The 9,451-nt window shown below is 62.4% G+C and carries 10 protein-coding genes and 2 tRNA genes; 6 read left to right on the forward strand and 6 right to left on the reverse strand.

What is annotated here, in order from left to right; all coding sequences use genetic code 11:
- The first annotated feature begins 67 nt into the window (after positions 1-67).
- Positions 68-1,261: a phage late control D family protein gene (locus tag HNR51_RS25180; protein WP_182556749.1), complete on the forward strand. Its 1,194-nt coding sequence runs from the start codon at positions 68-70 to the stop codon at positions 1,259-1,261.
- A gap of 138 nt (positions 1,262-1,399) precedes the next feature.
- Here HNR51_RS25180 and HNR51_RS25185 read toward each other — a convergent pair whose 3' ends face one another.
- The gene (locus HNR51_RS25185) at positions 1,400-1,669 is read right to left on the reverse strand and encodes a Rha family transcriptional regulator (RefSeq protein ID WP_182556750.1); all 270 of its coding nucleotides are present in this window, start codon (positions 1,667-1,669) and stop codon (positions 1,400-1,402) included.
- A gap of 492 nt (positions 1,670-2,161) precedes the next feature.
- Here HNR51_RS25185 and HNR51_RS25190 point away from each other — a divergent pair, with 492 nt between their 5' ends.
- The 4 genes from HNR51_RS25190 to HNR51_RS25205 all read left to right on the forward strand — a co-directional run bounded on the left by HNR51_RS25190 (position 2,162) and on the right by HNR51_RS25205 (position 5,643).
- Positions 2,162-3,658: a hypothetical protein gene (locus tag HNR51_RS25190; protein ID WP_182556751.1), complete on the forward strand. Its 1,497-nt coding sequence runs from the start codon at positions 2,162-2,164 to the stop codon at positions 3,656-3,658.
- Between the two features lie 230 nt (positions 3,659-3,888).
- The gene (locus HNR51_RS25195; protein ID WP_182556752.1) at positions 3,889-4,407 is read left to right on the forward strand and encodes a hypothetical protein; all 519 of its coding nucleotides are present in this window, start codon (positions 3,889-3,891) and stop codon (positions 4,405-4,407) included.
- Between the two features lie 208 nt (positions 4,408-4,615).
- Positions 4,616-4,852, forward strand: a complete 237-nt coding sequence (locus tag HNR51_RS25200) for a hypothetical protein (protein ID WP_182556753.1) — start codon at positions 4,616-4,618, stop codon at positions 4,850-4,852.
- A gap of 539 nt (positions 4,853-5,391) precedes the next feature.
- Positions 5,392-5,643: a hypothetical protein gene (locus HNR51_RS25205; protein WP_182556754.1), complete on the forward strand. Its 252-nt coding sequence runs from the start codon at positions 5,392-5,394 to the stop codon at positions 5,641-5,643.
- Here the strand turns inward: HNR51_RS25205 and HNR51_RS25210 are convergent.
- The 4 genes from HNR51_RS25210 to HNR51_RS25225 all read right to left on the reverse strand — a co-directional run bounded on the left by HNR51_RS25210 (position 5,621) and on the right by HNR51_RS25225 (position 8,499).
- Positions 5,621-7,354, reverse strand: a complete 1,734-nt coding sequence (locus HNR51_RS25210; protein ID WP_182556755.1) for a tyrosine-type recombinase/integrase — start codon at positions 7,352-7,354, stop codon at positions 5,621-5,623. The two genes, HNR51_RS25205 and HNR51_RS25210, sit on opposite strands and share 23 nt — an antisense overlap.
- Before the next feature lie 82 nt (positions 7,355-7,436).
- Positions 7,437-7,512 (reverse strand) — tRNA-Phe (locus HNR51_RS25215).
- A gap of 115 nt (positions 7,513-7,627) precedes the next feature.
- A complete protein-coding gene (locus tag HNR51_RS25220; protein WP_182556756.1) occupies positions 7,628-7,831 on the reverse strand; it encodes a DNA gyrase inhibitor YacG in 204 nt (67 codons plus the stop codon).
- Entirely contained in the window at positions 7,828-8,499 is a 672-nt protein-coding gene (locus HNR51_RS25225; RefSeq protein WP_141951603.1) for a Maf-like protein, read from the reverse strand. The genes HNR51_RS25220 and HNR51_RS25225 overlap by 4 nt, the downstream gene beginning before the upstream one ends.
- A gap of 142 nt (positions 8,500-8,641) precedes the next feature.
- On the opposite strand from HNR51_RS25225, the gene HNR51_RS25230 reads away from it, so the two are divergent.
- A tRNA-Thr gene (locus HNR51_RS25230) sits at positions 8,642-8,717 on the forward strand.
- Between the two features lie 87 nt (positions 8,718-8,804).
- Here HNR51_RS25230 and HNR51_RS25235 read toward each other — a convergent pair.
- On the reverse strand, positions 8,805-9,080 hold the full coding sequence (locus HNR51_RS25235; RefSeq protein WP_366932732.1) for a hypothetical protein: 276 nt from the start codon (positions 9,078-9,080) through the stop codon (positions 8,805-8,807).
- Positions 9,081-9,451 lie beyond the last annotated feature (371 nt).

Genomic DNA, 9,451 nt, shown 5'->3' on the forward strand with positions numbered 1-9,451 from the left:
GGCATCTATCCTCGCAAGGGGAGGGTGCCGGCTGTTCATCCTCCATCTATCTTCAGAGAACAAGAAAATGCCCTCAGGCTACAAACCCACTTTTGCGATCTACAAGGGTGGCGAAGACCTCACCGCGCGGTTCCGTGATCGAACCACCTCTATCGTGGTCGAATTGACGGCCGGTGGCGGTGCTCAAGACTCGGTGACCATCACCCTCGATGATCGGGATTTCAAGATCGCAAGTCCGCAGGTTAAGGACAGACTCGAGGTTCATCTTGGGTATGAAGGCGTCGGCCTTGCCTTTATGGGATCGTTTGAGATCAACAAGGTGACATATAGCCTTCCACCTCGTTCAATCACCGTATGCGGCACGACAGCATCTTCACTCAACGATCTGAAAACGCAACGCATTAACAACTTCTCCGACAAGACTGTTGAGCAGATACTTGCGGAAGTTGGAAATCCTCTCGGGTTCAAGATCGACATACATCCCTCGATTGCAGATGAGAAGATTCCGTCGTTGAGTAACATCACAAGTTTCGGCGGCCTCATTAACAGGTTAGAGCGTCAGTACGACGCTGTCGCGAAGATCACTGATGGCCGCGTTAGTCTCGTTCCTCGCGCGGGCGGGTCGAGCGTGTCTGACTTCGCACAACCTACGTATGTGCTCAGGGACTACAGCTTTGCAGACCTTGAGGTGACGAAGGAAAGCCGAGGGGACTTCGCCAAGGCGGTCGCAGACTACCGCGACGAGAACGGCAACCGCACTCCCGCAGAAGCCGCTATGTCGGCCGTGACCGGACTCGATAGCGAGGCGATCTTCAAACTGCCTCACGTCTTCGCTTCCAAAGACGAGGCTACGGCGGCGGCAAAATCGACCATGGCTCAGCTAGACAGATCGGGAGATCGGATCGGCGCGACCCTTGCGGAAGGTGACCCGTGGGTCCGTGACTTGCAGCGTATCGTCGTCGCCGGCATCCGGCCGGGGATCGACGGATCGTATACCCTCGACGCCGTCAGGCACTCGTATGAGAAGGGAAGCGGGCTCCGCACAACCTTCAGTGGACAGGGTGGCGTGAACGGCCTAGCTGCCGAGTTCGCTTCCTCCACGACAGGCCAGATCGCCGGCAACACGCCGTCTACAACGTTCTTGACGGTCGGCCCTGGGGAGGTGTTTGGAATGGTGCTGCCGCCCGCTGCCAATGTCCTTCCCGGCGTGAACACTTCCATGCCGCGTCTCGTCGGATCGCCGATTCCGACCCAGGGGTGACCGCCGGTCGACTCGGGTCCGATTAGAAGGGTACGAGTTGAACTCGCACCCTTTGCATTTCGGATTTCGCAACAGAGAGAGGCGCTTAGCATGGGGTGGTGTTTCACCACCCCCTCATATCGGTTTAAGCGATACGTCTTATTGCAGATCGACTTTTTCACGCTCCTCTTCAAGGAAGCGCCAGCGCTTGATCACTGCCATCCGAAGCGGCGCCGAGTACCCCGTGATCAGGGCCATCGTCTCGTCGTAGGGGAGGAGGTAGCAGGGACGATCCTCCCCATTGGCTCCCTTGTAGACGCGCTCAAACTTGAGCCCGTCGACTCCAAGCTGTTGAAAAAGAACACGAATATCCCTTACGACGTTCTTGTGTTCCTTCCCCGTCAGCTCGGCGATCTCCACGCTCGACATCGTGAGATTTCCGTCCTTCCTCGACAGATCTAGCCTTTCCGATTCACCGGGTCGAAGGGGAGCCGCGCATCCTCGATACCGATCTGGCGAAGGCTCTTGGCATGTCCAAGCCGGAGGACATCCGCCGGACTATTGCCTCGTATCGTGAGGAGTTAGAACGGTTTGGAGTTATCGCGTTCAGCGCGATAACCTCTGGACCTAAGGGGGGAGCGACCGGAACCGCCTACTACCTCAACGACGACCAGGCCACCTACGTCGCGATGCACTCGGCTGCAACGCCTGGATTGCCAAGTCAAGCACAAAATCCCCACCCGTTGCTTAACGGGCAGAGTTGTGGTAACACGAAAACACCCGCACTGAAGCGGACAAACATTGTGATTCGGTCTTAGGCCTCCCGGCGAAGGAGATCAAGACCGTAAGAGAAAGAAAGGGGCACCCCTCCCGCCGAATGCTCGGAAGGCGAAGCGGAAGGGGCGCGAAACAGTTGACGAGATGATCGATACCACGTCCCACCTCAACGCGCAACCTATCGATTTTGTTCCCGACGATAGGCTCTATCTATCGTCGCCGACGCGTCCGGTCGTTGCCGAACATCTCCGGTTTCGCGCCGCTCGGCTGTCGTGGGCGATCCCGGCCGTCGAGAAGATCGTCCGACATCATCGTCGTTGGGGGCTTGTGATCCCTGATGCGGTTTGGCCGCTCTACGCCAACGCCATGGTCGAGCTTTCCCAGATTCGCGGCGAGCTTGGCGTCACCGACGATACGTGGATTGAACGTCTCGCCGACACGCTCGAAAGCTCCGATCCGGTCGCCCGCGCGCTGTGGGATGAGAAGAAGGCCACGGCCGAGGCGAACGCATCCCGTCAGAACGTCATCGCCCATCATCGGCTCGAAACCACGGGAACCGCCAAGATCTGGCACGTCCCTCTGGTCGAACTGATGGACATCGCCGTGGCGCTCAACCTCAGCGTCTCCAAGAAGCAGGAGATCTTTGCCAAGGGCGTGAAGACCGGCCTCCCGACCGTCAATCCGGCTACCGGTCCGTCCTTTCGAGGCGACTGGGCGAGGGTGCCCTACACGCTGGCGCAACTGAAGGACTGGTGCCGGCGCCTAGGGTTTGCGCCCGACACGATCTCCGGCAACGCCCGCAAGCTGAGCGCTGAGGAGTTCCATGCGCGCATCGCCAAGCGCGAGGCCGCCCTTCTTCCTCCGAGCCGGCTTGAAGGGAGGAAGCTCGCTGGTGAATCCGACTGGCACGCGTCCAAGCGCATCGCGAAGGAAGGCCCGAAGACGAGGAAGCGGGCCTTCTGCGTGACGGCTGCGAGGCGGGAATATGCAAAGGCGTTCGGCTGTTCGGAGCGGACGTCAATCACGCGGACGAACGGGCTCGATGCCGCCCAGGTCGTCGCCTTGGTCGATGAGCGTTTGTCCCTTAAGGGGCCGATTTGCACCGATAAGGATGTCCGGGTTTGCACCGATAAGAGCCAGAAAATCGGCCATTTCCCGCTAACGGATGTATCCGGGAACGTCTCCCAGGGGGTCGAGACCGAAGCCTGTTCCGAGGGGTCGTCTACTGCCCGGAAGGTCACTCGCCACAAGCGTGAGCGCTACGGGTACGTCTACGCCTACGGGGGAGAGGAAGGCTTGATCATCCACCGTTGGCATGAAGCCAAGCGTGGCCGTGAACTGACGGAAGAAGCCGCCCGCAAGTGGCATGAGCGTGGCACCTTCGAGAAGAAGTTCTTCGAGGCGTGTGAGTGGATCGTCGCACAGGACATCCCGGACGACGAGGACGGGAACAATCCTGAGAAGGACTGCGCAGCGTTCTGGTTGGATGCCTACCGTACACAGGACCGGAAGCGTCGAGCGAGCAAGCGCAGTTCGAAGCTGATGCCAGCCTGGATGCGAGCCTACGCCAAGGCCTGCGAGGAAGGTGCTGAGACCATGTTCGAGATCACTCCGGCGCCGGCTGTTGCTGAAGCGGCGTGATCCGATCCAGGGGATTGGCTGAAGTTTAGGGCGGTGGCCTACCAGTCACCGCCCGAGCCGTCTCCATCGGTAGAAGTAGAGACGCGACGCCGGGAGCCGCCACACCCTGTTCCTGGTTCGAAACCCCTCCGATCAACATCCAAAGATCAAGCAAAAGGAGACGTGAAGTCCAAGACATCGCTTTGTGCGGACCCTCTCCTGTGATATACATCTTACAGAAAGAGATCCACATGACCGCAAAGACTTCCGCCCAGGTGATCGACTTCCTTCCCTACCTCCGAAAGGGTTTGCCGCCCCTGCCGGAGAAACGATACGGCTATCCGCAGCGACGCCACTGGAAATGGACGCTGGGCTTCTCTGACGTGGAGATCGACACGTTCCTCGCGGTCCTCACGATCGAGGAGTTCAACGCCCGGATGGCCGAGCGTGAAGCCGATCTGCTCCCGCCCGAGCGCTTGTCCGGAAAGAAGGAAGCCGGCGAGAGTGATTGGCACGCTTCGATCCGCATCAGTGCCGAACCGAAGAAGACGAGAAGGCGGGCGTTCGGGGTGACCGCTGCCCGTCGCGCCTATGCCGACGCCTTTGGTTGCAGCATCAAGACCGCCTTGAAGCACACGGCCGGGATGGATGCCGCCCAGGTGATGAGCGTGGTCGAAACACGTCTTGCGCCGGCACGGGCCGCTCAGACCGATCTGTTCGCCGATGGGGACGAGAGCGCTCCTCAGAGGCCGAGCGGTGCCAGGGCATGATTGCTTTGAATCAAAGCAAACCCTGCCGGGCCGCCTGAACCCCCTTGGTTCGCCCCCTTCCATTCAATCGAAAGCCGATATGTCGAACAAACGCTTTAGCTGGGCCGTGAAGCCTCTCACTCGCCGTCAGTCAGTACCGCGCGCCCTGTTGCTCGCACGTCCGTCTCACTCGAAGACGATCACGATGCCCGTAAGGAACATGACGGTGTTGACGGACGAGGACGTTGGCCTCACGCCCGATCCCATCGCCCAGGAACGAGCCGAAGAATACATCCGCGCCGCGATCTCCTACCGGCTAAAGGCGCAGGCCAAGGCCACCCCGATCCAGGCGGTTGAGATCCCCGTCGCGGACGAGTCGATCTCCATCCTCGACGTCCCGGCCGATGTGCTCGACGGCATCGCAGCCGAGCTTCGACGTATCGCTAGCCTTCCCGCTCGCCTCTGAAGTTCGGGGCATCCCCCCGGAAATCCCTAGATCAAGACGCGTCTCATCGATCCGGCGATGACCCTGGCCGGTGCATCACGGGCATCCCGCGAATATACGATGTGAGGACGAGGCAAAGCGCCGGTCACGGCCGGTACTTCAAGCCCTCAACGGCCGAGCCTTAGCTTGGTTCCACCACTCCAAATGAAAATGTTGCCGAGGATCACTCGGGATGCCCGATAACGGCACCGAGGCGACCTCGTGCGCCCAAATGCACGAACGCCCGCCTACGGGCTTCCTGCGCCATCCTATGGGCCGTCCGAGCCCGCCACCCTAACAGGACACATGCAAGTGACACAAATTTCAACGAACTACGCTACCGATCCCGAGGTGTATCATCACCCGAGCGGCGACCTGATTCTTCCCGTTGTGCTCGACCCCGCCGTGGCGGCCCAGGTCCGCGTCATTGCCGACAGATGGAAGTCCGAAAGCCTGTCTGAGGCCGTCGCCGACGTTCTCCTGGTTGGCCTTATGTCGATCAACTCGACGGCGAGGCTGACATGAGCGGGCGCAATCACATGTTGTTCAGGCCAACTGACACCCTCAAGGATATCAGCGTGGTCCTTCGTGAGGATCAGGTCGATTGGCTGAACGGCCTCACGGATTGCGATGAGGAACACGACAGCCGCTCCGAAACTCTGCGCCGGGTGATCGATGTGGCGCGCGACTACATCGAGTCGTCTCTAGAGGCTGACGACATGCCGTTGCCCGATGACGCCTTCGTGCCGTTCAACCAGCCGGTGCGGGCGTAGCAGGCATGGCGTCCATAGCCGGAACCTGAGAGGGGAGGGCAGGCACCGGGAATCGCTCCATCGCCTCATTCATCTGTGCGATGCTGATGTGCCGATATCGCGCCGCCGCTCTGTCGTCGCTGTGCCCTTGGATGGCGTCGGCAATGGAGTCAGCGATCCCTGCCCGTGACGCCGCCGACTTCCAGAAGTGTCGCAACCCGTGAGCAGGGGCGATCCTTTCGTTATCGAAGCCCTGCCCGCGTATCCATGTCGATAGGTGGTTCGTAGTCCCCTTTGAAGGATGCTTCGCTTCTGACCCACGGCGGGCGGGCTTGCCGTAAAACAGAGGGTTGTGCCCCTTTGTTCGGGCGTACTCCACGAAGCCGGCGCGGACGATCTCCGGGTGGAGCGGCACGAAGCGTTCGGAGCCTGCGTTCTTGAGCGTCGCGCCGTCCGGTGATGGGGCGATGTTGATGCCGACAACGCCTTCCCGCTCGATGACAGAGGTTCCCCACAAAGCCGCCAGTTCGCCGATACGGGCACCGGTCAGGGCCGCCAGCATGGGAAGCCATCGCTTGGCCGGGGCGATCTCTCTCGAAGCACAGGCGAGCAACCGCGCCACGTCTTCATCGGAGTATGCCAGCATCCTCTCACCGGCCTTCACCTTCACAGCGACACGGATGCCTTCGGCCGGGTTGGAACGAATCAGATTGTTGCGCTTGGCGTAGTTGAGCAGGGCTTTCAGGCCGGCGAGGAAGCCGTTGTTGACCGTGCCGGGCTTGATGCCTCGGGCTATGAGCGCGTCCTTCCAGCCGACGACATCGCTCTCGGTGATCCGGGCAACGTCTTCGTGCTTCAGGTAGCTCTTGAGATCCTTGACGACGCCTTGCCACGTCGAGACGGTCGAGGGTGACGGCTTGGCCTCTGCCCGCCAGCGTTCGAAGACCTGAGTGAGAGTGAGACCCGGTGCCTTCGCCTTGGTCTCAGGGACGGGGAAACGCTCTGCCGCCGGATCGGGGCGCCAATCTCCCCCGGCACGCCTCTTGAGCGCCCAGGCCGCATCGAGCGCAGCCCGTGCCACTCGCCGCATGAGATCGACCTGAACTGCCGAGTCGACGGTGATGCCGCGCCTATCCAGGGTCCAGAATGTGAGGCGGCCGACACGTTGGACCAAGGCTTCATCGCCCTGGTTGGCGTCCATCGCGTTGATCCACTCCGTCAGATCCGACCCGGTGAATCCGCCGAACAGCATCTCGGCCGCCACGGCATCATCGCTTTGCCCATTCGCTCGGATTGGTGGAGCCCCCGCGATCCGACCTTCAAGCGCTGCCCGAGTTAGGGCCTTGAACGCCTCCCATCTCTCGGGTGTGCCAGGATTGTCGCCGTGTTCCGACATGAGGGCGAGGTAAACTTCGCGCGCCATCTCATCCAGATTCCGCTGAGAGACCGGAGCCGGCCCCTGCCGCACGGCTTCCCATAGAGTCTCCAAGTGCGAGGCTAGGGCGATGGCACGAACCTTGGCCGCGTCGAGGTTCTTCGTCCTCAGACTAACCTTCGCGAACTCGCCGAGCTTGAGCGTGACGACCGTTTCCGGCTCCCGGCCGACAGCCGGCAGAGCGAACGTGACGAGGCGTCCCTTGACGCGCGAAACCACGTCGAGCGGGACACGTCGTTTGAACTGAGGGACGGAAGAATCGGTCCGTGCCGCGTGCCGCTTCATCGTGAGGATCATCGTCGCCGTGTGTCCCGGTTTTGTGTACCGGTTCAGCGTCGAAAGACCAATAAAATCAACGATAGAAGGGGTTAGGACACAATGGTGCCCAGGGGCGGAATCGAACCACCGACACTGCGATTTTCAGTCGCATGCTCTACCAACTGAGCTACCTGGGCGTCGGCCGCGTCGCGCTGCGTCGTCGGCTGGCGGGGGTATAGTGAAGCGTTTCGGGCCTGTCCAGCCTCTGTTTGGCGGGAAGCGAAGCTTTTTTGCCGGGCACGGGTTCCGGGCTCAGCGCGTGCGGTCTCCGTCGTCCGAACGGGGTGGGCGCGGCATCTCCTCGTCCTCCGGGCCCGGGATCACGTAGCGCTCGCCGAGCCAGCGCCCGAGGTCGATATCGGCGCAGCGCGGCGAGCAGAACGGCTTGGTTTCGGGCTGGGCCGGCTTGCCGCAGATGGGACAGGGGGGCGATGCCTTGGTCGCCGCAGACCTCATACGGCGGCTCCCCAGGCGGCGCGCACGGGAAAGCCTTCGCCCTCGAGAAGGCTCATCGTCTCGTAGAGCGGCAGTCCCACCACCGCACTATGCGAGCCGACAAGCTTCACGGCGAAGGCCGCCGCCAAGCCCTGGATGGCGTAGCCGCCGGCCTTGCCGCGCCACTCGCCCGACGAGAGGTAGCCCTCGATCTCGCGGTTCGAGAGACGCTTGAAGCGCACACGGGTCTCGACCATCCGCTCGCGGCGCCGGTCCTTCGGCGAGAGGATGCAGACCGCGGTATAGACGCGGTGTGCCCGCCCCGAGAGCAGCCGCAGGCAATCGGCCGCCTCGTCGAGCAGTTCGGCCTTGGGCAGCACCCGGCGCCCCACGGCGACGACGGTGTCGGCGGAGACGAGATAGGCCTCGCGCAGCTCGTCCCGGCGCCGTGCCGCGGCGCGAGCCGCTTCGAGCTTCTCGCGGGCAAGGCGGCGGGCGAGATCGCGGGGCGATTCGGATTTGCGCGGGGTCTCGTCGATATCGGCCGGCAGCAGCGCATCCGGCTCGATGCCGACCTGCTGCAGCAGCGCAAGCCGGCGTGGAGAGGCCGAGGCCAGCACCAGGGGCGGCCGGCCCGGCACACCGGTGATCTGGGGCTTCAAGGCGTCGGAGGTGAGAGGCTCGTTCATCGGCGAGGTCTTACGCATAAGCCCCTCGGCACTGCAACGCGGTGGTCGGGGTCGCGGCCGATCCGAGGCTTGCCAAGGGCGGAAGGGCCGTCTAAGACGCGACGCATTCCGTCAGGCTTCGATCCGTCGAGCCCGATCCGGCGCCGCAATAGCTCAGCTGGTAGAGCACCTCATTCGTAATGAGGGGGTCGGGGGTTCGAATCCCTCTTGCGGCACCACTCCCACAAGCGATCCCGGCAAGGCTGTCTCGGACTTACGCAAGCGAAGCGTGAGGTCGCATCCTCGTCTTGCGCACAACCATCGCGTCACTCCGAGTCGCCGGACCGGCTGCCTTGCAGCGAGACGCAGGTGCGGACCATGTCGCTCATCGTGAGATCCTTGGTGTCGCCGATATTGGCGACCTCTTCCAGGCAGCGCATGAAGTAGCGACTGTCGAGGTTCGGTGAGAGGGTGCTCATCGATTTGCCCACGCGATTGGTGAAGTCGATCTTCTCGCTCGCCCCCGCACGCGGCCAGAGAGAGGCCTTGTCGTCCATCTTCAGGCGGGTTGCCGCCAGCGACGGGCCGACGAGAACCAGCACCGCCAGGACGCCTATCGCTGCCGCTCGGTGCATCATCCCGTCCCCCCATTTCTTCGGCGACCGTGCCGACGGCCGGCCTTGTCCGGCAGGGCCCAACGCGAGCAGCCCGACGACGTTGCATCGGACGCCGTGTCGACGGCAAAATTAAGTGTTTCATCAGAGGCTTGCGTTGGGTGAGAGCCGTCGGCCGCCCTTCGCCCGATCCTGTCGGAGCCGCTCCACCCGAAGGATGACCCGCGCCCCTCGGCTGGCAGGGCCGTGGACGGACGACGTCGCCCTCACCACGCGATCGTGTAGGCGACCTCCAGCGAGCGGGGGCGTCCCAGCAGCCACGCGGTGCCGAGGCCGTTCACGGCGCTGCCATCGACGGC

It is taken from the genome of Methylorubrum thiocyanatum, from assembly GCA_014138645.1.
Lineage (GTDB): Bacteria > Pseudomonadota > Alphaproteobacteria > Rhizobiales > Beijerinckiaceae > Methylobacterium > Methylobacterium thiocyanatum.